Raw genomic sequence first — 25480 nt, 5'->3', positions numbered from 1 at the left:
ATGCGTCACAATACGCCGGCATGCGCCCCGGTCCGCAGGGATCGGCGCCTGCGCGCCGGCTGGTCAAGGGGTGCAGCCAGAATGCCCCGCCAGCCTGCCGGACCTGTCTATGGGGTCGGTTTGTCGATGTATGTCGCTACTAAAACATAACGGAGCATAAGGTGAGTGTGAGCCAACATCGCCGGAAAGATGCGCCTACTGCCCGTCAGCGCTGGTCAACGCTGGCCGTCACGGCACTGGGCCTGCTGCTTGCGCAGCCGGCCGCATATGCCGCGGGGTTCGGGCAATTGCGGGTTCAGTCGAATCTGGGGCAGCCGCTGCAGGCTGAGATCGACATCAGCGGGGTCACGCCCGAAGAGGCCTCCGGGCTGAACGTCAGGCTGGCGTCGCCGGGGGCGTATGCCGCGGCGGGGCTGACCTACCAGCCTGCGGTCAGCTCGCTGCGCCTGGAGATCGAGCGCCGTCCCAACGGCAGCTATGTCGCCAAGGTCCGTTCGACGCAGCCGATCAGCGAGCCGTTCGTCGACATCCTGGTCGACATGAGCTGGGCCAGCGGCAAGGTTTCGCGCGCCTACACCTTCCTGCTTGACCCCGCCGGGGCCAAGCCTTCCAACGAGACCTACTCGCCGTCGACGGTGGTGCAGGCGGCAACGCCCGACGCCTCGCCCGCCGCCGTGCCACAGGCCGCGGCTGCCGCGGCGCCGCAAGCGGCCGCACAGGAAGCTGCGCCCGCCGCCGAGTCCGCCCGTCCGGCAGCGCCCGTGCGCCCCGCTCGGCAGGCCAGGCGGGCGCCGCCAGCGGCGCCCGCAGCCAGCGCCGACGTGGCGCCCGGCGGTGGCTATACCGTCAAGCGCGGCGATACGCTGTACGGGATCGCCGGCGAAGCCGTGCAGAGCGCCGAATCGGTGTCGCTGGACCAGATGCTGGTCGCGCTCTACCGCAACAATCCCAACGCCTTTATCGGCGGCAACATGAACCGGCTGCGCAGCGGCGCGGTGCTGCAGGTGCCGACCCAGCAACAGGCGCAGTCCGTCACGCCCAAGGCCGCGCGCCGCGAGGTGGTCGCGCGCACGCAGGGCTTCGACGCCTATCGCAGCCGCCTGGCGAGTGCCGCCGCGGCCAGGTCGGTCGAGCCCGACAGCGGCCGGCAGCAGTCCGGCAACGTGACGGCGCGCGTGCAGGAACAGGCGGCCCCGACCGATGGCCCGCGCGACGAACTGAAGCTGAGCAAGGCCGAGCGGGGTGCGCAGGCCGATGCTGCCGCCAAGGCCGAAGCCAACGTCGCGCGCGAGCGCCAGGTCAAGGAAGCCGAGGCGCGCCTGGCGCAGCTGGAAAAGAATATCGGCGACATGCAGAAGCTGCTCGAGCTGAAGAACGCCGAGATCGCCAAGCTGAGCCAGTCCAGCCAGGCTGCGCTGGCCGACAAGGAAAAGGAAAAGGCGGCCGCGGTGGCCAGGCCTGAAGCCGCCGCACCGAACGTGGTGACTGCCGAGGCCCCGAAGGCGGGTGCCGCGGAACCGGCAGCAGCGGCAGCAGTTGCGGGTGCCGCCACCGCAGTGCCCGATGCCGCCAGTGCCGCCGTTGCACCCGCTACAGCGGCGCCGGCGCTGGCAGCCGCCGCGGCTTCGGCACCGCAGGCTGCTGCAGCGGTTGCCGCGCCGGCATCGGCCCCGGCAGCCAAGCCGGCGCCGCCTGCGGTGGCAGCGCCTGCACCGGTGCAGGAGCCGTCGTTCCTTGACGGCCTGCTGGCCAACCCGATGCTGCTACCCGGCGGCGGCCTGGTGGTGGCGCTGCTCGGTGTCTACGCGATCTATCGCCGCCGCCAGCAGCAGAAGCAGGGCGAGGCGACCGGCTTCGGCGACAGCATCCTGTCGCAGGAAAGCACGGTGATGGCCGGCGCCAATTCGCTGTTCGGCGCCGCCGGCGGCCAGAGTGTCGACACCTCGCAGCACAGCGTGTTCGGCGCCGACTTCCGCATCGGCAACAACACGCCGGAAGCCAACGAGGTCGACCCGATTGCCGAGGCCGAGGTCTATATCGCCTACGGGCGCGATGTGCAGGCGGAGGAAATCCTGCGCGAAGCCCTGGAGAAAAACCCGGAGCAGCAGCCGGTGCGGCTCAAGCTCCTGGAGATTTACAGCAACAGACAGGATGTGGAAGGTTTCCGCGTGATAGCAGAAGAAATGTTCGCCCAGACCGGCGGACACAGTGCGGAATGGCTGAAGGCAGCAGAAATGGGGCGTGCGCTCGAGCCGGGCAACGCGATGTACCTGGTGGTGACGCCGGAGGCGGCGGGTCCGGACACGGCCTCGCCCGCGACGGACCAGTGGCGCACGCAGGACCCGTCGCAGGATCCGGCTTCGATCCCGCGCCTGGAGCCCTCGCTGGGCGACCTGGCGTTGCCGCTGGACGCGTTCCCGGCGCCCGCGGCGGGCGACCCGATCGTGGCGCCGGCGTCGGCGGCCATGGTGTTCGGTGCGGATTCGGACCCGACCGAGCCGGCTGTGCGCCTGGACGGCGGACTGCACCTGGATTTCCCGGGCCGCGCCGGCGATCCGCTGGCCGACCCGCTGGCCGATGATGGGGATGGGCAAGCGCACGACGTGCCGCGCCTGGATACGCCGACCCGCTCGCGTCCGCTGGAGTTCGACATGTCGGGCCTGTCGCTGGACCTGGGCAGTGCTGCGTCGGCCACCGGTGGCTCGCCGGCCGCGGCGGACGAAGCTTTCGCGCCGCTGCCTGCGACGACCCTGCTGCGCGACGGCAAGCTGGCCGAGCCGATCGACCTGTCGCGAGTAGCGGACGAAACCAATCCCGATACGGCCCGCGGCGTTTCGCCCAGCACGCTGTCGGTCGATGGCGTCGACGGGGGGCGCGACATGCAGATCAAGCTCGACCTGGCACGCGCCTATATCGAGATCGGCGACAAGGAAGGGGCGCGCGAGCTGCTGCAGGAAGTGGTCGAGCAGTCGCAGGACCCGCTGCAGGCCGAGGCCCGCTCGCTGCTGCTGGAAGTGGCCTGAGCTATCATTGACGCTCCGCCGCGGCACGCGTTGCCGCGGCATGAAGCGATGCGCCGGAAGCGTCCCTTCCGGCGCATTTGCTTTTCCGGCGCGCATTGCCTGCTCGCCGCCATGCTTTTTCCCCTGACATGAACCGCATCGCACTTGGCCTGCACTACGACGGCGCCGCCTTTTCCGGCTGGCAGTCGCAGCCACACCGCAATACCGTGCAGGATCACCTGGAAGACGCCATCGAGCGCTTCGCCGGCGTGCGCCTGCTGACCACCGTGGCGGGGCGCACCGATACCGGCGTGCATGCGCTGGGGCAGGTCATCCACCTGGATACCGGGCTGGAACGCGAGCCCTTCTCCTGGGTGCGCGGCGTCAATGCCTTCCTGCCGCCGTCGATCGCGCTGCAGTGGGCGCTGCCGGTCGACGAAGGCTTCCATGCCCGCTTCCTGGCGTACGAGCGCATGTATTACTACGCGCTCTACACCGGTCCGCACCGGGTGCCAATGGTGCATGGCCGCGCCGGCTACCAGATGCTGCCGCCCGGACAACGGCTCGACGTGGACACCATGCGCGAAGCCGCGGCGTATCTGGTCGGCGAGCACGACTTTTCCGCTTTCCGCGCCGCCGAATGCCAGGCCAAGTCGCCGGTCAAGACCCTGTACGACGTCACGATCCGCGACGACGGCAACTGGGTGTTCCTGCGCTTCCGCGCCAGCGCCTTCCTGCACCATATGGTGCGCAACCTGATGGGCTGCCTGGTGGCGGTGGGCCGGCGCCGCTATCCGCCGCAGTGGCTGGCGCAGGTGCTGGCCGGGCGCGACCGCAAGCTGGCAGCGCCCACATTCATGCCGGATGGCCTCTACCTGGTCGGGGTCAAGTATCCTGATGCTTACCCGATCCCCGCGGCCGACCCGTCCGCGAGCCTGTTCCATGGAGTGTTCGATGACGCAGCCTGAGGGCAGTGCGGTGCACCTGCCGCGGCGCACCCGCATCAAGATCTGCGGCCTGACCCGCGAGGACGACGTGCGCGCTGCCGTCGATGCCGGCGCCGACGCGATCGGGCTGGTGTTCTACCCGAAGAGCCCGCGCTATGTCGACGTGGCGCGCGCCGCGGCACTGGCCGAGGCCGCCGGGCCCTTCGTCGCGGTGACGGGCCTGTTCGTCAACGCCGAGCTGGAGGACATCGCCCACGTGGCCGAGCGTGTGCCGTTGACGCTGCTGCAGCTGCACGGCGACGAAACCCCGCAGTTCTGTACCCAGGCCGCCCAGCGCTGCCGCCTGCCGTTCCTGCGCGCCGCCCGTGTCCGTGCGGGGCTTGATTTGGTAGAATTTGCCGACCAATACCGTGATGCCGCTGCCTTGCTGCTCGATGCCTTCGTCGAAGGCTACGGCGGTGGCGGCCACGTCTTCGACTGGACCCTGATTCCTCCGGCATGGCTTCCGCCCAATCCTCCGGTTCCGGCAACCGGCAACCCGAACGCAAGCGGCGCTCCTCGCATCGTTTTGAGTGGTGGGTTGAACGCGCAAAACGTCGCTGGCGCGATTGAACGCGTGCGGCCCTACGCTGTGGACGTCAGCAGCGGGGTAGAGGCCGCCAAGGGCGTGAAGGACCACGCCCGCATTGCCGAATTCGTGCGCGCTGTCCGCAGCGCCGAGGCCGGATGAGCCGGATCGAAGCCCGGTCCCTTGCCCACCCCGTGTCCGCCGCTTCAAGGCGGCCATCGCGCACCCCAGTCAACTACGCGCCCTTGCCGGCTGAGGCAAGGACGCTGTTCCGAAGAGCCTAGACATGTACGACCTGCCCGATTCCCGTGGCCATTTCGGCCCCTATGGCGGCACCTTCGTTTCCGAGACGCTGGTCCACGCGCTGGACGAGCTGCGCGAAGCCTATGCGCACTACCAGAAGGATCCCGAGTTCGATGCCGAATTCCGCCGTGAGCTGAAGCACTTCGTCGGCCGCCCGTCGCCGATCTACCACGCGCAGCGCTGGAGCGAGACGCTCGGCGGCGCGCAGATCTACTTCAAGCGCGAAGACCTGAACCACACCGGCGCGCACAAGATCAACAACGTCATCGGCCAGGCGCTGCTGGCCAAGCGCATGGGCAAGCCGCGTGTGATCGCCGAGACCGGGGCGGGGCAGCACGGCGTGGCCACGGCCACCATCGCCGCCCGCTTCGGCATGGAGTGCGTGGTCTACATGGGCGCCGAGGACGTCAGGCGCCAGGCCGCCAACGTCTACCGCATGAAGCTGCTGGGCGCCACCGTGGTGCCGGTGGAAAGCGGCTCGCGCACGCTCAAGGACGCGCTCAATGAAGCCATGCGCGACTGGGTCACCAACGTCGAGAACACCTTCTACATCATCGGCACGGTGGCCGGCCCGCACCCGTACCCGATGATGGTGCGCGACTTCCAGTGCGTGATCGGCGAGGAAGCCAAGGTGCAGATGCCGGAGCTGGCGGGCCGCCAGCCGGATGCCGTGATCGCCTGCGTGGGCGGCGGCTCCAATGCCATGGGCATCTTCTATCCGTATATCGAGCACCAGGACGTGCAGCTGATCGGCGTCGAAGCCGCCGGCGACGGGCTGGACACCGGCCGCCATGCCGCATCGCTGACCGGCGGCACGCCCGGCGTGCTGCACGGCAACCGCACCTACCTGCTGCAGGACGACAACGGCCAGATCATCGAGACCCATTCGGTGTCGGCCGGCCTGGACTACCCCGGCGTCGGCCCCGAGCATGCCTGGCTCAAGGACAGCGGCCGCGCGCAGTACGTGCCGATCACCGACGAGGAAGCGCTCAAGGCCTTCCACGACTGCTGCCGCATCGAGGGCATCATCCCGGCGCTGGAGTCGAGCCACGCGATCGCCTACGCCTGCAAGCTGGCGCCGACGCTGCCCAAGGACAAGCTGCTGCTGGTGAACCTGTCCGGACGCGGCGACAAGGACATGCATACCGTGGCCGAGCGCGCGGGGCTCAAGCTCTGATGCGCGCGCTGCCTCACCCCCAGGGCCTCGCCGTTGGCGGGGCCGACGTCTTGCCTGGCGCGTCCGGCGCCCCCCCGCTGCAATTGTTCCAGGAAGACATGTTCGAGGGCATTGCCCGCCTGCCGGACGGCTCGGTCGACCTGATCGTGGCCGATCCGCCGTACGGCCTGGGCAAGGACTACGGCAACGATTCCGACCTGCTGTCGGGCCAGGCCTACCTGGACTGGTCCGAGCGCTGGATGGACGCGGTCGTGCCCAAGCTTGCGCCCAAGGGCACGCTCTACCTGTTCTGCACCTGGCAGTATTCGCCGGAGCTGTTCGTGATGCTCAAGCGGCGCCTGACGATGATCAACGAGATCATCTGGGACCGCCGCGTGCCCAGCATGGGCGGCACCACGCGCAAGTTCTCTTCGGTGCACGACAACATCGGCTTCTTTGCCAGGGCGCGCGACTACTACTTCGATCTCGACCCGGTCCGCATCCCGTACGACCCCGAGACCAAGAAGGCGCGCAGCCGCCCGCGCTTCGAGGGCAAGAAGTGGCTGGAGGTGGGCTACAACCCCAAGGACCTGTGGAGCATCTCGCGCATCCACCGGCAGGATCCCGAGCGCGCCAACCACCCGACGCAGAAGCCGCTGGAGATCGTCGAGCGCATGGTGCTGTCGAGTTGCCCGCCGGGCGGCCTGGTGCTGGACCCGTTCGCGGGCAGCGGCACCACCGCGGTGGCGTGCCTGCGCCACGGCCGCCGCTTTGTTGGCTACGAGATCAACCCGGAGTACGTGCAGGTGGCGTGCGGGCGCGTGGCCGCGGCCGCGCAAGCCATGCCCGCGATCGAGCCTGACGTCACCCCAACCCCGGCCGCCGCCAACGACGACGCCTCGCCGGCGCCGCGGCCTCACCTGATTCCCTGATATGTCCCGTATCCAGAAGACGTTCGCGGCGCTGGCCGCGCAGCAGAAGAAGGGCCTGATTCCGTTTATCACCGCCGGCGATCCCGAGCCCGGCCTGACCGTGGCGCTGATGCACGCGCTGGTGGCGGGCGGCGCCGACGTGATCGAGCTGGGCGTGCCGTTCTCCGACCCGATGGCCGACGGCCCGGTGATCCAGCGCGCCTCAGAGCGCGCGCTGGCGCAGGGCGTGTCGCTGACCCAGGTGCTGCAGTGGGTGCGCGAGTTCCGCCAGGCCAATGCCGAGACCCCGGTGGTGCTGATGGGCTACGCCAACCCGATCGAGCGCATGGGCGAAGAGGCCTTTGCCAGGGCCGCGAGCGCGGCCGGCGTGGATGGCGTGCTGGTGGTCGACTATCCGCCCGAGGAGTGCGAGTCGTTCGCCGGGCTGATGCGCGACCACGGCATGGACCCGATCTTCCTGCTGGCGCCGACCTCCACCGATGCGCGCATCGAGGCCGTGGCCAAGGTCGCCAGCGGCTATCTTTACTATGTCTCGCTCAAGGGCGTGACCGGTTCCGCGTCGATCGATCTGGACAGCGTGGCGTCGCGCCTGCCGCTGATCAGGCAGCACGCCAACCTGCCGGTGGGCGTGGGCTTCGGCATCCGCGACGCGCAGACCGCGCGCGCGATCGGCAGCGTGTCCGACGCGGTGGTGATCGGCAGCCGCCTGGTGCAGTTGCTGGAAGACACGCCGCGCGAGCAGGCGGTGGCGGCGCTGCAGTCGTTTATCGCGGAGATCCGCCAGGCGCTGGACGCCAAGTGACCTAAACCTGGCCTGGCAGTCCTCCTGAAGTGATGTGACGTGCTCAATCAGCGCGCCGCGCTTCGAGGTAACCGGCCCGGCGTGGTAAATTCGCGGGTTGATTCCCTGCCTCCTGCCGAAGTTCGCCCTGACACAGGGTTTGCCGGCGGCGCGCAGCTATCCGAAAGGAGCTTTCATGAGCTGGTTGGATAAACTCCTGCCCCCCAAGATTCAACAGACCGACCCCCGTACCCGCAAGGGCATCCCGGAGGGGTTGTGGGTCAAGTGCCCGTCGTGCGAGTCCACCCTGTACCGGACCGACGTCGAGGCCAACCTGCACGTCTGCCCCAAATGCGACCACCACATGCGCATCAACGCGCGTGAGCGCCTGGACGCGCTGCTGGACGCCGAAGGCCGCTACGAGATCGGCCAGGAGATCGTGCCGGTCGACGCGCTCAAGTTCAAGGATTCGAAGAAGTACCCGGACCGCATCAAGGCGGCCATGGACGATACCGGCGAGACCGACGCCATGGTGGTGATGGGCGGTGCCATCCACACCATCCCGGTGGTGGCGAGCTGCTTCGAGTTCGAGTTCATGGGCGGCTCGATGGGCTCGGTGGTGGGCGAGCGCTTCGTGCGCGGCGCGCAGGCCGCGCTCGAGCAGAAGGTGCCGTTCATCTGCTTTACCGCCACCGGCGGCGCGCGCATGCAGGAGAGCCTGCTGTCGCTGCTGCAGATGGCCAAGACTACGGCCATGCTGAACCAGCTGAGCGCGAGCAAGCTGCCGTTTATCAGCGTGCTGACCGACCCGACCATGGGCGGCGTGTCGGCCTCGTTCGCCTTCCTGGGCGACGTGGTGATCGCCGAGCCGAAGGCGCTGATCGGCTTTGCCGGCCCGCGCGTGATCGAGCAGACCGTGCGCGAGAAGCTGCCGGAAGGCTTCCAGCGCTCGGAGTTCCTGCTGCAGAAGGGCGCCATCGACATGATCGTCGACCGCCGCAAGATGCGCGCCGAACTGGCGCAGCTGCTGGCGCTGCTGCAGAAGCAGCCGGCCGACGCGGTGGCATAACGCCGCAAATATCGCTGGTCTGAAGGCGCGGGTGGTTGACGCGCCTTTCGCCTTTTCTGGACGCCCGCGGCGCCGGCCCTTGACTTTGCGCCCGCCTGCCCGAATCTGGTAGCAAACGCTTCAAACGCTTCAAACGCTTCAAACGCTTCCCTCGCACACCTGAAATGCCTGTCTTCCACACGCTCCCCGAATGGCTCGCCCATCTCGAAACCGCCCACCCCGTGGGCATCGACATGGGCCTGACGCGTATCACACGCGTGAAGGAAGCCCTTGGGCTGCGCATCGACGCCACGGTCTTCACCGTGGGCGGCACCAACGGCAAGGGCTCGACCTGCGCCATGCTCGAGCGCATCCTGCTCGAAGCCGGCTACAAGGTGGGCTGCCATACCTCGCCGCACCTGATCTCGTTCAACGAGCGTGCGCGCCTCAATGGCGAGATGGCGACCGATGCGCAGCTGCTGCCGCACTTCGAGGCGGTGGAGCGCGCGCGCAACAGCTTTGCCGACCCGGTCAGCCTGACGTACTTCGAGTTCACCACGCTGGCGATCATCCATTTCTTCGCCGCTTCCGGCCTGGACGCGATCATTCTCGAAGTCGGGCTGGGCGGCCGCCTGGATGCGACCAATGTGATCGATACCCACTGCGCCATCGTCACCAGCATCGATATCGACCATACCCAGTACCTGGGCAACACGCGCGAGGAAATCGGCTTCGAGAAGGCCGGCATCTTCCGCCCGGGCGTGCCGGCGGTCTGCGGCGACCCGATGCCGCCCAAGTCGCTGGTGGCGCATGCCGAGGCCATCGGCGCCGAGCTGTGGCTGGTGGGCCGCGATTTTCACTTCCACGCGGCCAAGGGCCAGGAACGCCAGCAATGGGACTGGAGCGGCGGCGGGCGCAAGCTCAACGGCCTGGGCTACCCGGCGCTGCGCGGCGCCAACCAGCTGCTGAACGCCGCCGCCGTGCTGGCCGCGCTGCAGGCCATGCGCCCGCAACTGCCCGTGAGCGCGCAGGAGGTGCGCAACGGGCTCGCGTTCGTCGAGCTGCCGGGGCGCTTCCAGGTGCTGCCGGGACGGCCCGCGGTGATCCTGGACGTGGCGCATAATCCGCACGCGGCCGCCACGCTGGGGCAGAACCTGGAGAACATGGGCTTCTTCCGCTACACCTATGCGGTGTTCGGCGCGATGCAGGACAAGGATATCGCCGGCGTGCTGCAGCACGTGGCCGACAAGGTCGACCACTGGTGCCTGTGCGACCTGCCGACCGAGCGCGCCGCCAGCGCCGCCGACGTGCTGGCGAAGCTGGAGGGGGGCGGTTTCCGCGCCGGCCCCGATGCTACCGCCGCCTGCTTTTCCAGTCCGGAGGCGGCGTTCCGCGACGCCATGGAGAGAGCGACCGAGAATGATAGAATTCTGGTCTTCGGATCGTTCTATACCGTCGCCGGCGTGATGGCCTACCGGGCCACGCAAGCCAACTGACCTGGCACTGAGCGGCAAACGCAACGACCGGCCCCTGCCTGAGGGGGCTGTCGCACCGAACCAATCTATGGGCCTGCTTTCGCTGTTTTCTTCCCGCAAGGGCAACGACCCGGCACCGGAGCGTGCGCGCCGCCAGCGCAACGACCCGGGTGCAGGCATCGCCTCGTCGCGCCGTCTCGCCGACGAATATGCCGACGACACGCTTGATCCTGAATTCCCGCAGAAGCAGCGCGCGCGCCGCCGCCTGATCGGCGCCGTGGTGCTGGTGGTGGCCGCGGTGATCGTGCTGCCGATCGTGTTCGAGACCAAGCCGCGCCCGGTGGCCGACGATGTCGTGGTCAAGGTGAGCGGCGGGCAGGCCAGCAGCAAGCCCCGCGTCGAGCCGCGCAAGGCCGACCCGCTGCCGCCGGCGCCGGCGGCCCGCAACGACGCCGCGGCGCTCGATGCCGGCGAGGAAATCGTCAGCACGGCGGACAAGCCTGCCGACAAGCCCATCCAGCGCGCCGAGGCCAAGCCCGAAGCCAAGCCTGAGGCCAAGCCCCAGGGCAGCGGCAAGTACCTGATCCTGATCGGCGCGTTCTCGTCGGAAGAGAAGGCGAAGACCTGGCTGGCCAAGCTCAAGGCGAGCAAGGTGCCGGCCTATGTGGAGAAGAAAGTGCTGGCCGACGGCGAGCGTATCCTGCTGCGCGCCGGTCCCTTCAGCGACCGCGACGCCGCCGATGCCGCCGACAAGCGCGTGCGGGCGGTGGGCCTGACCTCGAAGGTGATCGAACAGTAAGGGCCAGCGCTGCCTGGCGCGTGGGCGCGGCAGCGAGCAACGATGCAGCCGACTTTCTTCGACTACGCCGTGGTCTTCATCCTGCTGGCCTCGGGCGCGCTGGGCGTGCTGCGCGGCCTGGTGCGCGAGGTGCTGTCGCTGATCGGCTGGGTGGTGGCGTTCTGGGTTGCGTTCCGCTACGGCGCGGTGGCGGCGGGCTGGATGCCCGAGTCGCTGCCCGGCGGCGAGCTGGCCCGCCACGCGCTGGGTTTCGTGGTGCTGCTGATCGGCACCGTGCTCGGGGCGTCGCTGGCCGGCATGGTGGTCGGGCAGTTGCTGGAGAGCACGGGCCTCAAGCCGGCGGACCGCGGGCTCGGGCTGGTGTTCGGATTGCTGCGCGGCGCGCTGCTGGTAATGGTGATGGTGACCCTCGCCAGCCTGACGAAATTGCCGGAAGAACCGTTCTGGCGCGATGCGGTGAGCCGCCCGTATGTGATGCAGGCCATGGAATCGGTGAAGCCATGGCTGCCGCCGGAGCTGGCGAAATACGTCAAGACATGAAGCCGGGCATGGTGCCCGGCCAGTAGTACGCAGGCCTTGTGGTCCGGAAGGATAGCCGGACCAGGCTGCGCCCCCTGATTCAAAGCCTTTCCTGGGAGCTTGGCATGTGCGGTATCGTCGGTGTGGTTTCAGCCACGCCTGTCAACCAACTGATTTACGACAGCCTGCTGTTGTTGCAACACCGCGGACAGGATGCTGCCGGCATCGCCACCGCCAACGGCAGTACTTTCCACATGTACAAGGCCAACGGCCTGGTGCGCGACGTCTTCCGTACCCGCAACATGCGCGGCCTGCCGGGCACCGCGGGCATCGGCCAGGTGCGCTACCCGACCGCCGGCTCGGCCTCGAGCGAGGAAGAGGCGCAGCCGTTCTACGTCAATGCCCCGTACGGCATCATCCTGGCGCATAACGGCAACCTGACCAACTGGCAGCAGCTGCGCGAGGAAATGTTCCGCCGCGACCGCCGCCACATCAACACGCATTCGGATACCGAAGTGCTGCTGAACGTGCTGGCCGACGAGCTGCAGCGCGCCAGCAACGGCATGGCGCTCGATCCGGAAATGATCTTCAAGGCGGTTGCGGGCATGCACCGCCGCGTGCGCGGCTCGTACGCCATCGCGGCGCAGATCGCCGGCTACGGCATGCTGGCGGTGCGCGATCCGTTCGGCATCCGCCCGCTGTGCCTGGGCAGCGTCGAGACGCCCACGGGCAAGGAATGGATGGTTGCCTCCGAGTCCGTGGCGCTGGAAGGCATCGGCTACAAGTTCGAGCGCGACGTGGCGGCGGGCGAAGCGATCTTCATCGACCTGGACGGCAAGCTCTACAGCAAGCAATGCGCCGACAATCCGGTGCTGACGCCGTGCATCTTCGAGTACGTCTACCTGGCCCGCCCGGATTCGTGCATCGACGGCGTGCCCGTCTACGACGCGCGCCTGCGCATGGGCGACTACCTGGCCGAAAAGATCCGCCAGGAAGTGTCGGCCGGCGACATCGACGTGGTGATGCCGATTCCCGACTCCAGCCGTCCGGCCGCGATGCAGGTGGCCAACCGCCTGGGCGTCCACTACCGCGAAGGCTTCTTCAAGAACCGCTATGTCGGCCGCACCTTCATCATGCCGGGCCAGGCGGTGCGCAAGAAGTCGGTGCGCCAGAAGCTCAATGCCATGGGCGTGGAGTTCAAGGGCAAGAACGTGCTGATCGTCGATGACTCGATCGTGCGCGGCACCACCTCGTTCGAGATCGTGCAGATGGCGCGCGACGCCGGCGCCAACAAGGTGATCTTCGCCTCGGCCGCGCCGCCGGTGAAGTACCCCAACGTGTACGGCATCGACATGCCGACCCGCAGCGAACTGGTGGCGCACGGCCGCACGCACGAAGAGATCGCCCAGATCATCGGCGCGGACCAGCTTGTGTACCAGGACGTGGAAGCGATGAAGCAGGCGGTGCGCGACATCAACCCGGCGCTGAAGGACTTCGATGCCTCGTGCTTCGATGGCCGCTACGTCACCGGCGATATCGACGAGGCCTACCTGGACCGCCTGGAGACCGCGCGCAGCCAGGCCGACCGCGACGGCACCGCCGGCGACACCGAGCGCTCGGCACTGCACCTGCAGCGTTCCGGCAACAACGAGTAAGCCGCACGCCGTCCCCCCGTGCATGTCCGTTCGTTGACGGATGCGAAGCCCGGCCGTAACATGGCCGGGCGTCGATTTGACAGTCAGCTTGCGGACGCGGGTCCAGCCCGAAACAGCTAAAGAGATGGTGGCCAGCAAGATTCGCCGATGCGCACAGTGCCTGCGCACAGCCCTGCGCAACTGGCCCGCCAATCGCCACAGCCTGCCGAAGGCCGCCGCAGCACAGCAAGCCCGTCGATCCGACCATCCGATCGCACGGGCTTTTTTCATGGCCCGCCGCCTTGCCGCGGCAGGCCACAACCATTGCATTCGCGCGGGTACGACCGCGCCACCAGCATGAACGAACCGCTCAATCCTGAATCGCTCGGCATCGATACCCTTGGCGTGCGCGCCGGCACGCTGCGCAGCGAGTTCATGGAGCATTCCGAGGCCATGTACCTGACCTCGAGCTTCTGCTTCAACAGCGCCGCCGAGGCCGCCGAACGCTTCGCCAACTCGGAAGAGGGCTTCACCTATTCGCGCTTCACCAACCCGACCGTGTCGATGTTCCAGTCGCGGCTGGCCGCGCTGGAAGGGGCGCAGGCCTGCATGGCCACGGCGTCGGGCATGAGCGCGATCCTGTCGGTGGTGCTGTCGTCGATGCAGGCGGGCGACCACCTGGTCAGCTCGCGCGCGATCTTCGGCTCGACCATGACGCTGTTCAGCAATATCTTCGGCAAGTTCGGCGTGGAGACGACCTTTGTCGATCCGACCGACCTCGAGGCGTGGCGTGCGGCAGTGCGGCCGAACACGAAGCTGTTCTTCCTGGAGACGCCGTCGAATCCGCTGACCGAAGTGGCTGACATCGCGGCCGTGGCGGACATCGCCCATAACGCCAATGCGCTGCTGGTGGTCGACAACTGCTTCTGCTCGCCCGCGCTGCAGCAGCCGATGAAGTTCGGCGCCGACATCGTGGTGCACTCCGCCACCAAGCATATCGACGGCCAGGGCCGCGTGCTGGGCGGCGCGGTGCTGGGCTCGCACGATTTCATCATGGGCAAGGTGTTCCCGTTCGTGCGCACCGCCGGCCCGACGCTGTCGGCGTTCAACGCCTGGGTGCTGCTCAAGGGCATGGAGACGCTGGCGATCCGCATGGAGCGCCATTCGTCCAGCGCGCTGGCGCTGGCGCAGTTCCTGGAGTCGCACCCGGCCGTGGCGCGCGTGTTCCATCCGGCGCTGAAGTCGCACCCGCAGCACGAGATTGCCATGCGGCAGCAGAGCGGCGGCGGCGCGATCGTGTCGTTCGAGCTGAAGGGCGCCACGCCCGAGCAGCAGCGCGCCAACGCCTGGCGCGTGATCGACAACACGCGCCTGTGCTCGATCACCGGCAACCTGGGCGATACCCGCACCACCATCACGCACCCGTACACCACCACGCATGCGCGCGTGAGTCCGGAGGCCAAGGCGGCGGCGGGCGTGGGCGAAGGGCTGATCCGGCTGGCGGTGGGACTGGAATCGGTCGAGGACCTGAAGGCCGACCTGCTGCGCGGCCTGGGCGAGCAAGGCTGACCGCGAGAGGCTGATCGCGCTTACGGCGCTTCCTGCGCCGGCGGCGGATCGTCGCTGCCGGCTACCGCTTTTACGCCGGCAGCGGTGATGTCATAGGTGGTGCCGACCGCGGTCGAGGCCACGCTGACCGCGGCGGAACCAACGGTTGCCACGGTCGAGACCGCGGCACTACCCACGGCCATCACCATGCAACCGCCCAGCGGAAGGGTAGCCAACGCGGCTGCCAACGCGGCTGCCAACGCCAGGGCAACGCGCTGCAAGGTGGCGGGTTCTCCGCTATCGTTGCGCACGGTACGCTGCAACGGGAAATTTCGGTATGGCATGGACACTGCTGGCCCTGGCAGGGCTGTTCGAGGTGGTGTGGGCAATCGGGCTCAAATACACCGACGGGTTCACGCGCCTGGTGCCGAGCGTCATCACGCTGGCCGGCATGGCCATCAGTGTGATCCCTGCTGGCACTGGCGCTGCGTCACATTCCGGTGGGAACCGGCTACGCGGTGTGGACCGGGATCGGCGCGGTCGGCACCGCGATCCTCGGCATCATACTCTTCAATGAGCCCGCGACCGCGGCGCGCATCGGCTGCATCGCGCTGATCGTGTGCGGCATTGCCGGGCTCAAGCTGGTGGGCAGCGCCTGAGCCCGCGCGCGCAACGTCAGCGCAGCATCCGCCGGCGCAGCAGCACCAGCGAAACCACCAGCGCGCCCGCCGCATAGGCTGCGAGCACGGCAAGATGCAGCCCGGCGCCTTCCACCGGCCGGCCCAGCATCAGCGGCCGGATCAGCTCGACCGCGTGCGCCAGCGGCAGCAACCTGGTGGCCGCCTGCACGCCTTCCGGCAATTGCTCCACCGGAAAGAACACGCCCGACAGCAGCAGCATCGGCGTCATCACCAGCGTCTGGTAGAACATGAAGAAGTCGTAGCTGGGCGCCAGCGCGGTGACGATCATCGCCAGCGCGGCGAAGGCAATGCCGGCCAGCACGATCACCGGCAGCGCCAGCAGCGCGCCCGGCATTTGCGCATAGCCCAGCGCCGCCGCCACCAGCATGATCGCCAGGCCCGACAACACCGCCTTGCTGGCCGCCCACAAGATCTCGCCCAGCACCACGTCGCCCAGCGTCAGCGGCGCGTGCATGATCGCTTCCCAGGTGCGCTGCACGTGCATGCGCGAGAAGGCCGAGTACATCGACTCGAAGCTGGCCGACATCATCACGCTCGATGCGGTGGTGCCGGCGGCGAGGAAGGCGATGTACGACACGCCGTTGACCTGGCCCACCATCAGCCCCAGCCCGAGGCCGAGGCCGAACAGGTAGATCATCGGGTCGGCCAGGTTGCCGATCAGCGACGGGATGGCCAGTTTCTTCCACACCAGGTAGTTGCGGTACCAGACCATCATCCAGTTGCGCATGTTGCGCGGCAGCAGCGGCTGCGGATAGGCCTGGCGCGTTGGCGCGGCAGCGTCCCGGTTGGCGATGGCGGGTGTATCGGTGCGGGGATCCTGTTCGCTCATGTCAGTCCCTGGTTCAGTCCCGCATCTCGCGGCCGGTCAGCCTGAGGAACACGTCCTCCAGGTTGGCCGGGCGGTGCAGGTAGCGCACGCCGCTCCTGCCGTGCAGCGCCGCCAGCAGCGGGGCGGGCTCGCGCACGTAGCAGAACAGCGTCTCGCCGCTCATTTCGGTGCGCTGCGCCAGCGGTGTCAGCGTGCCGCGCAGCGTGTCCAGTTCATCGCCATAGACTTCGACCACATCGCAGCCGATCTGGCTGTCGATCAACTCGTGCGGCTTGCCTTCGGCGATCTTGCGCCCGCCGTCGATCACGCACAGGTAGTTGCACAGCCGCTCGGCTTCTTCCATGAAGTGCGTGGTCAGCAGGATGGTCTTGCCGCTCGCCATCAGCGACTTCAGGCGCTCCCAGATCAGGTGGCGCGCCTGCGGATCCAGCCCGGTGGTGGGCTCGTCCAGCACCAGCAGGTCGGGGTCGTTGATCAGCGCGCGCGCCACCGTCAGGCGCCGGCGCATGCCGCCGGAGAGATCGCGCACCTGCGCGTCGGCGCGGCTTTCCAGCCGGGCGAATTCCAGCAGCATCGGCACGCGCCGCTCGATCTCGGCCGAGGACAGGCCGAAGTAGCGGCCGAAGATGCGCAGGTTCTCGATCACCGAGAAATCCGGGTCGAGGTTGTCGAACTGCGGCACCACCCCCACGCGCATGCGCGCCTGCGGTGCCCGCTCGGGGATGGGTTCGCCGCACAGCGTCAGTGTGCCGGCCATCGGCGTGGTCAGGCCCAGCAGCAGGCGCAGCGTGGTGGTCTTGCCGGCGCCGTTGGGACCGAGCAGGCCATAGCACTGGCCGCGAAACACCTGGAGGTCGAGGTCGTCGACAACGACCGTATCGCCGTATTGCTTGCGCACCTTGCGCAACTCGAGGATGGCAGTCAAGGCAGGGTCCGGTGGGCGCCTCAAGCAGGCGCAATATCCGCCATTATGCCGGGCATCGGCGCAACGCTCAGGTGGCGCAATGCAGCAAAAACCTAAGCGTTGCGGGCGCCCGTGACGCGTTGCGAGCAGGCATAAAAAAACCGCCAGCGAACTGGCGGTTTTCTTGCGAAGCTTGCGCGAATCAGTACATCTTCTTCGGCAGCATTTGCATGCGCAGGCGCTTGCGCAGACGTGCTTCGGCGGCCTTCTTCTTGCGCTTGCGCTCGGTCGTCGGCTTCTCGTAAGCGGTGCGGCTCTTGAGTTCAACGATCAGGCCAGTCTGCAGAATGGCACGACGGAAACGCCGCATTGCAACTTCAACGGGCTCACCGGGTTTCAAGACGATCTTAGTCAATTCAGTCCTTTAGGGGATTGCCGCGGTAGCGGCTGGTTCACACGGGGGGAAACTGCTGTCGCCGGAGCGACTGGTATTGCACGCTGGGCATGTGCCCGGTGCGCCCCCGCGAACCTGAAAGATGTGGACGTTTCAGTCCGTGCAACCAGTGTCAGGGGTGATAGCGCCAGGTCCAAAAATAACTGGGGCCTGACAGTACCGGTTTCCATGAATGCTATACGCCCGTAACTATGGCATGTATACGACGCATTTGTCAAGAATGGCGTGCGACCGACGCTGCAGGGAGGAGGCGGCAAGCGGCGAATTATCCGCCATGCCTCGCTCGCCCCCAGTCTTGGGAATCCGCGCATGACGACCCGGACGCTGTCTCCCGGTAAACCCGCAACACGCCCGAAATTGTTTGACGATGATATTCATATGTATAAACTAAGATTCATAGATATGAATTAATCGCCAGCATGGCGAGTCCTCGACAGGAGAGCAGCGTGCCGCAACCCCCGGTTTACTTCATCTCGACCGAAGAGGTCGAGGGCTACCATCCCGCCAACCACGTCGGCACGCTGAACCGCCGGCTGATCGGCCCCGAGACCGTTGGTTCGCGCCACCTGGAAGTGATCCACGGCACCATCGAGAAAGGCAAGGGCGCGCTGCCCCACGCGCACCCCGGCATCGAGCAGGTGTGCTACGTGCTGGAAGGCCGGGCCATCGCCGAGGTCGGCGGCCAGCGCAAGGAACTGGGACCGGGCGATTGCTGCTTCTTCCCGCCGGACGAGATGCATGTGTTCACGGTGGTAAGTGAAGAGCCAGCCAGGATCCTGGTGATCTATTCCCCACCGTACGAGGAATCGCCCGAGCGCGTGGTACGGCCCGCCTGAGATGCGGCCGGCCACGGCAAGGGTTCATATAACGACAGGAGACAGACCGTGAAGTGCTTCAAGACCGCTTTCGCCAGCCTGGTGCTGGGATGTACCGCCGCGCTGTTTGCAGCACCGGCGCTGGCCGCCGATGAATTTCCGTCCAAGCCGCTGCGCCTGGTGGTCCCGTTCGCCGCCGGCAGCGGCACCGATGCCGTGGCGCGGCTGACCGCCAAGTACCTGGGCGAGTCGCTGCAGCAGCCGGTGGTGATCGACAACAAGCCGGGCGCCAACGGCACCATCGCCGCGGAGTTCGTCGCCAAGGCGCCGGCCGACGGCTATACGCTGTTCATGACCACCAACACCACGCATTCGGCCAACCCGTCGCTGATGAAACAGCTGCGCTACGACCCGGTCAAGGACTTCACGCCGGTCTCGCGCATGGGCAACCTGCCGTTCATGCTGGTGGTCAATCCGCAACTGCCGGTGAAGACGCTGCGCGAGTTCATCGACTACGCCCGCGCGCATCCTGGCATGAGCTACGCAAGCGGCAACAGCACCGGCATCGTTGCCGGCGCGACGCTGTCGAAGATGGCGGGCCTGAAGATGCTGCACGTGCCGTACAAGAGCACGCCGCCGGCGATGACCGACGTGATGGGCGGCCAGGTGCAGGCGATGTTCGTCGACTTTGCCGCGGGCATCGCCAATGTGCGCGCCGGCAAGCTGCGCGCGCTGGCCGTGACCACCGCGCAACGCAGTGCGCTGCTGCCGGACCTGCCGCCGGTCGGCAGCGCGCCCGAGCTCAAGGGTTTCGACATCACCTCCTGGAACGGCGTATTCGCACCCGCCGGCGTGCCGGCGCCCGTCGTGGAGCGCCTCAACCGCGAGCTGGTTGCCATCGCCACCAGCAAGCAGCATGCCGCGCAGTTCCACGCGCTGGGCTTCGAGCCCTTTGGCAGCACGCCCGCCGAGCTGAACCAGTTTGTCGTGGCCGAACTGCAGAAGTGGTCGCGGCTGGTGAAGGACGCTGGCATCCAGCCGGAATAAACAACCTGACAGGCAATCTCATGAATTTCGATCTCTCCGAAGAACAGGCATCGATCGTCGAAGCCGTGCAGCAGGTCTGCACGCAGTACGACATGGAATACTGGGACCGCCTCGACAAGTCCGGCACCTATCCGCACGAGTTCTACAAGACCCTGTGCGAGGGCGGCTGGCTGGGGGTGGCGATGCCCGAGGCGTTCGGCGGCGCCGGTCTCGGCATCCTGGAAGCGGCGCTGGTGATGCAGACCATCTCGCAGTCGGGCGCGGGCATGACCGGCGCCTCGGCGGTGCATATGAACGTGTTCGGCCTGAACCCGGTGGTGGTGTTCGGCACCGAAGAGCAGAAGGGCCGCTTCCTGCCGCCGCTGATCGCCGGCAAGGAGAAGGCGTGCTTCGGCGTGACCGAGCCCGATGCGGGGCTGGACACCACCAAGCTCAAGACCTTCGCGCGCAAGGTGCCGGGCGGCTATTCGGTGAGCGGGCGCAAGATCTGGATCTCGACCGCGCAGGTGGCCGACCGCATGCTGCTGCTGGCGCGCACCACGCCGCTGGAGCAGGTGAAGAAATCGACCGAAGGGCTGTCGCTGTTCTACACGAAGGTGGACCGCAGCAGGATCGAGATCCGCGAGATCGACAAGATGGGCCGCGCCGCCGTCGATACCAACATGCTGTTCATCGACGACCTGTATATCCCGGAAGAAGACCGGATCGGCGAGGAGGGCAAGGGCTTCGAATACATCCTGCATGGCCTGAACCCCGAGCGCATCCTGATCGCCGCCGAAGCCATCGGGCTTGGCCGCGCCGCGCTGGCGATCGCCACGCAGTATGCCAAGGAGCGCGTAGTCTTCGGCCGCCCGATCGGCATGAACCAGGGCGTCCAGCATCCGCTGGCGCAGGCATGGATGCAGCTCGAATCGGCCAACCTGATGATGCTGAAGGCCGCCGCGCGCTACGACGCGGGCCAGTCCTGCGGGGCCGAGGCCAATGCGGCCAAGTATCTTGCCGCCGAGGCCGGCCACAACGCCTGCCAGACCGCGATCCTGACGCTGGGCGGCATGGGCTATTCGCGCGAATACCGCGTGGAGCGCCTGCTGCGCGAATCGTATATCCCGCGCATCGCGCCGGTCAGCCCGCAGCTGATCATGTGCTTTATCGCCGAGCGCGTGCTGGGCTTGCCCAAGTCGTACTGAACGGGGAGGGTGACGATGCAAGACAAAGCGCCTCCCGCGACCGGGCCCCTGGCGGGCGTGCGGGTGATCGACATGACCTCGGTGGCGATGGGGCCGTACGCCACGCAGATCCTCGGCGACATGGGCGCCGAAGTGATCAAGGTCGAACCGCCCGCCGGCGATGTGTTCCGCCATGCCGAGCCGGCGCGCCACGCCGCGATGGGCGCCAGTTTCCTCAACCTGAACCGCAACAAGCGGTTTGTCGTGCTCGACGTCAAGCAGCCGGAGGACCTGGCCGAGCTGAAGGCGCTGATCGCCACGGCCGATGTCTTCGTCTCCAACGTGCGGCCGCAGTCGTTGCGCAAGCTCGGCCTGGACTATGCCTCACTCAGGTCGGACCATCCGCGGCTGATCTATTGCGGCGCCTATGGCTATTCGGAAGAGGGCCCGTATGCCGGCGCACCGGCCTTCGACGACATCATCCAGGCACGCAGCGGGATGGCGCAGTTCCAGGGCGCCAACTCGAACGAGGGGCCGCAGTACGTCAACACCATCCTGGCCGACAAGGTTGCCGGCCTGACCGTCGCCTATGCGATCCCGATGGCGCTGTATGAACGCGAGCGATCGGGCCAGGGCCAGGCCATCGAGGTGCCGATGTTCGAGACGCTGGTGTCGTTCCTCGCCACCGAGCAGCTCGCCGGGCAGACCTTCGTGCCGCCGCTCGGCCCTGCCGGCTATCCGCGCGTGATGTCGGCCCACCGCAAGCCGTACCGCACCAGCGACGGCCATCTTGCGCTGCTGCCCTATACCAGCGCGCAGTGGCTGCGCTTTTTCGACCTGTCGGGCCATGCCGGACTGGCGCGCGACCCGCGCTATGCCACGCCCGCCGCGCGCAGCGCCAATATCGACGCGCTCTACGCCACGCTCGCCGAGATCGTCGCGCAGCGCACCACCGCGGAGTGGCTGGCGTTGCTGCGCGATGCCGATATCCCGCACAGCGAGCTGCCGCATTTCGACAGCCTGGTGGATGACCCGCACCTTCGCGCCACCGGCATGATGTTCGAATACGACCATCCGAGCGAAGGGCGCCTGCGTGGTGTCGGCATTCCCACGCGGTTCTCGCGCACGCCGGGCAATATCCGTAGCTGGCCGGAAGGTCTGCCACAGGCGCAGGACGGCTCCGGCACCTGATCCGGCTGCGTAGGGAAACACGCCGCGTACAATTCCGGCCAAAGCACACGGAAGTCGAGGAAGCCAACGATGGCAGAAAACGAAGCGGCGGAAAAATCCGGCTACGGCAGCGTCAAGACGGCGCTGCGCGTGATCGAGATCATGGAAATCTATGCACGCGAAGGGCGCTCGCTGACGCTGACCGAACTGGCGAAGCTGCTGGGTGCGCCGATGTCGAGCTGCCTGGGGCTGATCCGCACGCTGGCGTCGCTGGGCTACCTGTACGAAACCGGCCGCCGCCAGGGCTACTACCCCACGCGGCGGTTGCTCGATATCGCCCAGCGCATCGCGCGCAACGACCCGCTGCTCGAACGCGTGCAGCCGGTGCTGGAGTCGCTGCGCGATGACACCGGCGAAACCGTGATCTTCGGCAAGCTGCAGGACGACGGCCGCGTGCTGTACCTGGAGGTGCGCGAATCCGCCAACCCGGTGCGCTATATCGCCGCGCCGGGCGAACTGCGCGACGCGCATGTCAATTCCATCGGCCGCGCCATCCTCGGCACCATGACCGCGGAGAGCCGCGCGGAACTGCTGGCCAGCGTTTCCTTTGCCTCGCGCACCGGGCGCACGGTGGACTCGCTGCGGGTATTCGAGGCAGCGATGCAGCAATGGCAGGCGCAGGGGTGGTATCCGAACTTCGGCGAGTCGTTCCCGGACCTGGGGGCCATCGCGATTCCGCTATCGCTCGGCGGCGTTGTCTACGGGATGTCGGTAGCGGGGCCGCTGCATCGGGTCGAAGCCAATGCGCAGGCGATCGTCGTGGCGCTGAAGGCCGCAGGCGGTTCGCTGCAGGGATAAGCGGAGGGCAGGGGCGCTGCGGCGGCCCCGGAGGCAAGCCTCGACGAGCCACAAACGAAAAAGCCCGGTGCGTTTGCACCGGGCTTCCGTATCGGTTGGCTCCCCGACCTGGGCTCGAACCAGGGACCTGCGGATTAACAGTCCGTCGCTCTACCGACTGAGCTATCGGGGAACAGCTGAGAAAGAGATTATAGCCAGTTTCTCTTTTTGTCGTCAACACCTTATCAACATTTTGTTTGTCGTCAGGGGCTTCGGAGCGGCTGGCTGGCTGCGGCCCACGTTGGTGTTCAGCAGCGAGGCCGCATTATAGCGACGGTTTTTCGTTTGTGCCAGAAAAAAACCGCCTTGCGGCGGCTTTTTTCTGCGGCACCGTGCAGCGCCGTATCAGTCGAACACCGGCGATTCCACGCCCAGGACCTTGTGCAGCTTCGGCGAGGTCGTGGTGTACTGCATGTGGATCTTCTTCTCGGGGAAGATATACGGCGCAGCACCGAACGCGGCCAGCGCGGCCTCGTGGAAGCCCGACAGGATCAGCTTCTTCTTGCCCGGGTAGGTGTTGATGTCGCCCACCGCGAAGATGCCCGGGATATTGGTCTGGAACTTCTCGGTATCGACCTTGATCTGCTTGCGCTCCAGGTCCAGGCCCCACTCGGCGATCGGGCCGAGCTTGGGCGACAGGCCAAAGAACACCAGCAGGTCGTCCAGCGGCAGGCGGCGGGTCACGCCGTCGGCACCGGTCACCTTGATCTCGGTGAGCACGCCGTCCTTTTCTTCATAGCCGCCGATCTGGCCGACCACGAACTGCATTTCCAGTTGTTCGCACAGTTCCTTCATCTTGGCCACCGAGGCCGGCGCGGCGCGGAAGCCGTCGCGGCGGTGGATCATCACCACCGACTCGGCCTTGCCGACCAGGTCCAGCGTCCAGTCCAGCGCCGAGTCGCCGCCGCCGACGATCACCAGGTTGCGGCCGTGGAAGCGGCTCGGATCCTTGACGCGGTAGAACAGCTGCTTGCCGTCGAACTTGTCGAGGCCCTCGACCTTCAGCGTACGCGGCTGGAACGAGCCCACGCCGGCAGCGATGAAGATGGTCTTGGTGATAAAGCGGGTCCCGAGCGAGGTCTCGACGAAGAAGCGGCCGTCTTCACGGCGCTCCACCACGGAGACTTCCTGGCCCAGGTGGAAGGTGGGCTCGAACGGCTCGATCTGCTTGAGCAGGTTGTCGGTCAGTTCCTGGCCGGTGCAGCTGGGCACGGCCGGGATGTCGTAGATGGGCTTGTCCGGATACAGTTCCACGCACTGGCCGCCAACGACTTTCAGGGAATCGATCACGTGGGCCTTGATTTCGAGCAGGCCCAGTTCAAACACCTGGAACAGGCCCACCGGACCGGCACCGACGATCAGTGCGTCGATTTCCAGCGGCTGGCCGCCTGCGGGGCTGCCGCCCTCGACCTGCCTGGTCGCGTCGGCAACGGGATTTGGAATGCTCAAGTCCATATTCGTCCTGATACGTTGGTTGGGCACGCGGGTGCCCGGCATTGCGGAAAGCGCGTGGGGACGGCTTTCTTTGCTGCCTGGTGGGCTCAGCTTGCGCTCAGCGCTCCAGGTATTGCAGCTTGTCGGTGACGTCCTTCCACTCCTCGGCCTCGGCCAGCGGGGCCTTGGTCTTGGTGATCGAAGGCCAGGCGCGCGCCAGGTCGGCGTTCAGTTCAATGAACTGCTGCTGGTCGCCCGGCACGTCTTCCTCGGCGTAAATGGCGTTCACCGGGCATTCGGCCACGCACACGGCGCAGTCGATGCACTCATCCGGGTCGATGGCCAGGAAGTTCGGGCCTTCGCGGAAACAATCCACCGGACATACGTCAACGCAGTCTGTGTAGCGGCAACGGATGCAGGATTCGGTGACAACGTGAGTCATTTCGGTTCCAGGAAAACGGGTCGGCTTTTGATGGGAAACTGTTGGGCCGCTTCTTGCCGGCGGACGCCTCCATCTGCCCTGGCGGGCGGGGATGGGCGGGACGAGCGCCGGCCGTGGCCTTTCGGAAACCGGTATTGTAGCCGAGCCTTCTGGCAAGGATAGCGGGTCTATATAGCTGGATCAGATAGTTTTCTTATTTCTTTATGTGCTTTTGATCCAAGACATGGCGGGCCGCTGGCGTGCTTGCGCAACCGCAGGCATGATGAGGCCGCCTGAGTGCCACATGCCTCCACGCCGGGAGATTCGTATGCCACGCCCGCTTCGTTGTTGCCGCCGCGCCGCCTTGCTGTCGCTGCTTGTGATGCTGGCGGCATTTCCGGCGATGACACCGTCCGCCCGTGCGCAAGCCCTGGCCCAGCCCGGCATGGCGGACAGCGTGGTGTCCCGGCTGGTGGCATGGCGCGCACGATCCGAGGCGCCGGTCGCGTTGCCGGCGCTGACCGGCTTCGACTGGGACCACTTCAGCGTGACCGATTCCCCCGCGGGCGATGCCATCGCGCATTGCGGCCGCGCCGGCCTGATGCCTTGCGGACCCGAGCTGCATCCGAAGCCGGGCGACCGGATGCAGGTGCTGCGCTTCGAGCGCGCAGGCGCGGCGGTCTACACCGAGCGCATCCTTGCCGAGGACGGCGCCTTTGCCGAGCCGTTGCCGCAGCGCGTGCCGCGCAGCGCCGCCACGCTGGTGTCCTGCCGGGGGAGCGACGGCCGGGTGCTGTGGTGCCTGCAGGGCGGGACGGCCGGGAAGCCGGCGCTGCGCGCGCCGCAGCCGTTCCTCGACGGCGCCTGAGCTGCCCCTGAGCGCCCCGGACGCGCGCAGTCTCGGTTAGCATGTCGGACTGACCCGGCACA

At 67.2% G+C, this 25480-nt stretch carries 24 protein-coding genes, 1 tRNA gene and 1 pseudogene; 19 read left to right on the top strand and 7 right to left on the bottom strand.

Going from position 1 to position 25480, the window contains the following annotated elements; translation table 11 throughout:
* Window positions 1-161: 161 nt before the first annotated feature.
* From JTE92_RS24610 to JTE92_RS24555, 12 genes are all read left to right on the top strand, one after another.
* Window positions 162-3023, top strand: coding sequence for a FimV/HubP family polar landmark protein (locus JTE92_RS24610; RefSeq protein WP_063238334.1), 2862 nt, complete (start codon window positions 162-164; stop codon window positions 3021-3023).
* Window positions 3024-3151: 128 nt separating this feature from the next.
* Window positions 3152-3970: a tRNA pseudouridine(38-40) synthase TruA gene (truA, locus tag JTE92_RS24605; RefSeq protein ID WP_063238333.1), complete on the top strand. Its 819-nt coding sequence runs from the start codon at window positions 3152-3154 to the stop codon at window positions 3968-3970.
* A complete protein-coding gene (locus JTE92_RS24600) occupies window positions 3957-4679 on the top strand; it encodes a phosphoribosylanthranilate isomerase (RefSeq protein WP_063238332.1) in 723 nt (240 codons plus the stop codon). The genes truA and JTE92_RS24600 overlap by 14 nt, the downstream gene beginning before the upstream one ends.
* Window positions 4680-4803: 124 nt before the next feature.
* The gene (gene trpB, locus JTE92_RS24595; RefSeq protein WP_063238331.1) at window positions 4804-5997 is read left to right on the top strand and encodes a tryptophan synthase subunit beta; all 1194 of its coding nucleotides are present in this window, start codon (window positions 4804-4806) and stop codon (window positions 5995-5997) included.
* Window positions 5997-6908: a DNA-methyltransferase gene (locus JTE92_RS24590; RefSeq protein ID WP_063238330.1), complete on the top strand. Its 912-nt coding sequence runs from the start codon at window positions 5997-5999 to the stop codon at window positions 6906-6908. Before trpB ends, JTE92_RS24590 begins: the two co-directional genes overlap by 1 nt.
* 1 nt (window position 6909) lies before the next feature.
* A complete protein-coding gene (gene trpA / locus JTE92_RS24585) occupies window positions 6910-7710 on the top strand; it encodes a tryptophan synthase subunit alpha (RefSeq protein ID WP_063238329.1) in 801 nt (266 codons plus the stop codon).
* 175 nt (window positions 7711-7885) lie between these two features.
* The gene (gene accD / locus JTE92_RS24580; RefSeq protein ID WP_063238328.1) at window positions 7886-8758 is read left to right on the top strand and encodes an acetyl-CoA carboxylase, carboxyltransferase subunit beta; all 873 of its coding nucleotides are present in this window, start codon (window positions 7886-7888) and stop codon (window positions 8756-8758) included.
* 164 nt (window positions 8759-8922) lie between these two features.
* The gene (folC, locus tag JTE92_RS24575; protein ID WP_063238327.1) at window positions 8923-10233 is read left to right on the top strand and encodes a bifunctional tetrahydrofolate synthase/dihydrofolate synthase; all 1311 of its coding nucleotides are present in this window, start codon (window positions 8923-8925) and stop codon (window positions 10231-10233) included.
* A 67-nt stretch (window positions 10234-10300) separates the two neighbouring features.
* Complete coding sequence (locus JTE92_RS24570; protein WP_063238326.1) at window positions 10301-11011, top strand: SPOR domain-containing protein; 711 nt, start codon at window positions 10301-10303, stop codon at window positions 11009-11011.
* A gap of 42 nt (window positions 11012-11053) precedes the next feature.
* Window positions 11054-11551 (top strand): CvpA family protein, encoded by a 498-nt coding sequence (locus JTE92_RS24565; RefSeq protein WP_029046270.1) that lies wholly within the window; start codon window positions 11054-11056, stop codon window positions 11549-11551.
* A 104-nt stretch (window positions 11552-11655) separates the two neighbouring features.
* Window positions 11656-13185 (top strand): amidophosphoribosyltransferase, encoded by a 1530-nt coding sequence (purF, locus tag JTE92_RS24560; RefSeq protein ID WP_063238325.1) that lies wholly within the window; start codon window positions 11656-11658, stop codon window positions 13183-13185.
* Window positions 13186-13521: 336 nt separating this feature from the next.
* Complete coding sequence (locus JTE92_RS24555) at window positions 13522-14733, top strand: O-succinylhomoserine sulfhydrylase (RefSeq protein WP_063238355.1); 1212 nt, start codon at window positions 13522-13524, stop codon at window positions 14731-14733.
* A 20-nt stretch (window positions 14734-14753) separates the two neighbouring features.
* Here JTE92_RS24555 and JTE92_RS24550 read toward each other — a convergent pair whose 3' ends face one another.
* On the bottom strand, window positions 14754-15056 hold the full coding sequence (locus JTE92_RS24550) for a hypothetical protein (RefSeq protein WP_232353315.1): 303 nt from the start codon (window positions 15054-15056) through the stop codon (window positions 14754-14756).
* Here JTE92_RS24550 and sugE point away from each other — a divergent pair.
* Window positions 15050-15371 (top strand): annotated as a pseudogene (gene sugE, locus JTE92_RS24545) (quaternary ammonium compound efflux SMR transporter SugE). The gene JTE92_RS24550 and the pseudogene sugE overlap by 7 nt on opposite strands.
* 16 nt (window positions 15372-15387) lie before the next feature.
* Here sugE and JTE92_RS24540 read toward each other — a convergent pair.
* From JTE92_RS24540 to rpsU, 3 genes are all read right to left on the bottom strand, one after another.
* Window positions 15388-16242: an ABC transporter permease gene (locus JTE92_RS24540; RefSeq protein WP_063238323.1), complete on the bottom strand. Its 855-nt coding sequence runs from the start codon at window positions 16240-16242 to the stop codon at window positions 15388-15390.
* Between the two features lie 13 nt (window positions 16243-16255).
* On the bottom strand, window positions 16256-17167 hold the full coding sequence (gene nodI, locus JTE92_RS24535; protein ID WP_063238322.1) for a nodulation factor ABC transporter ATP-binding protein NodI: 912 nt from the start codon (window positions 17165-17167) through the stop codon (window positions 16256-16258).
* Between the two features lie 181 nt (window positions 17168-17348).
* Window positions 17349-17561, bottom strand: a complete 213-nt coding sequence (gene rpsU, locus JTE92_RS24530) for a 30S ribosomal protein S21 (RefSeq protein ID WP_010814647.1) — start codon at window positions 17559-17561, stop codon at window positions 17349-17351.
* A 485-nt stretch (window positions 17562-18046) separates the two neighbouring features.
* Here rpsU and JTE92_RS24525 point away from each other — a divergent pair, with 485 nt between their 5' ends.
* The 5 genes from JTE92_RS24525 (at window position 18047) to JTE92_RS24505 (ending at window position 22656) form a co-directional block, all read left to right on the top strand.
* Window positions 18047-18436 carry a cupin domain-containing protein gene (locus JTE92_RS24525; protein ID WP_116386805.1) on the top strand — a complete coding sequence of 130 codons (390 nt, stop codon included), beginning with the start codon at window positions 18047-18049 and terminating at the stop codon, window positions 18434-18436.
* Window positions 18437-18484: 48 nt separating this feature from the next.
* Window positions 18485-19462: a Bug family tripartite tricarboxylate transporter substrate binding protein gene (locus tag JTE92_RS24520; RefSeq protein WP_063238320.1), complete on the top strand. Its 978-nt coding sequence runs from the start codon at window positions 18485-18487 to the stop codon at window positions 19460-19462.
* A 20-nt stretch (window positions 19463-19482) separates the two neighbouring features.
* A complete protein-coding gene (locus tag JTE92_RS24515; RefSeq protein WP_063238319.1) occupies window positions 19483-20649 on the top strand; it encodes an acyl-CoA dehydrogenase family protein in 1167 nt (388 codons plus the stop codon).
* Window positions 20650-20664: 15 nt separating this feature from the next.
* On the top strand, window positions 20665-21819 hold the full coding sequence (locus tag JTE92_RS24510; RefSeq protein ID WP_063238318.1) for a CaiB/BaiF CoA transferase family protein: 1155 nt from the start codon (window positions 20665-20667) through the stop codon (window positions 21817-21819).
* A 69-nt stretch (window positions 21820-21888) separates the two neighbouring features.
* Window positions 21889-22656 (top strand): IclR family transcriptional regulator, encoded by a 768-nt coding sequence (locus JTE92_RS24505; protein WP_063238317.1) that lies wholly within the window; start codon window positions 21889-21891, stop codon window positions 22654-22656.
* Between the two features lie 96 nt (window positions 22657-22752).
* Here the strand turns inward: JTE92_RS24505 and JTE92_RS24500 are convergent.
* The 3 genes from JTE92_RS24500 to fdxA all read right to left on the bottom strand — a co-directional run bounded on the left by JTE92_RS24500 (window position 22753) and on the right by fdxA (window position 24571).
* Window positions 22753-22828 (bottom strand) — tRNA-Asn (locus tag JTE92_RS24500).
* Between the two features lie 212 nt (window positions 22829-23040).
* Window positions 23041-24150 (bottom strand): NAD(P)/FAD-dependent oxidoreductase, encoded by a 1110-nt coding sequence (locus tag JTE92_RS24495; protein ID WP_063238354.1) that lies wholly within the window; start codon window positions 24148-24150, stop codon window positions 23041-23043.
* A 97-nt stretch (window positions 24151-24247) separates the two neighbouring features.
* The gene (gene fdxA, locus JTE92_RS24490) at window positions 24248-24571 is read right to left on the bottom strand and encodes a ferredoxin FdxA (protein ID WP_063238316.1); all 324 of its coding nucleotides are present in this window, start codon (window positions 24569-24571) and stop codon (window positions 24248-24250) included.
* 343 nt (window positions 24572-24914) lie between these two features.
* Between fdxA and JTE92_RS24485 the strand changes: the two genes are divergently transcribed.
* Window positions 24915-25418: a hypothetical protein gene (locus tag JTE92_RS24485; RefSeq protein ID WP_371136915.1), complete on the top strand. Its 504-nt coding sequence runs from the start codon at window positions 24915-24917 to the stop codon at window positions 25416-25418.
* Window positions 25419-25480: the final 62 nt, after the last annotated feature.

It is taken from the genome of Cupriavidus oxalaticus, from assembly GCF_016894385.1.
GTDB classification, from domain to species: Bacteria; Pseudomonadota; Gammaproteobacteria; order Burkholderiales; family Burkholderiaceae; genus Cupriavidus; species Cupriavidus oxalaticus.
The sequence above is the reverse complement of the archived record's forward strand: the minus strand, read 5'-3'. Positions and strand labels throughout refer to the sequence as shown.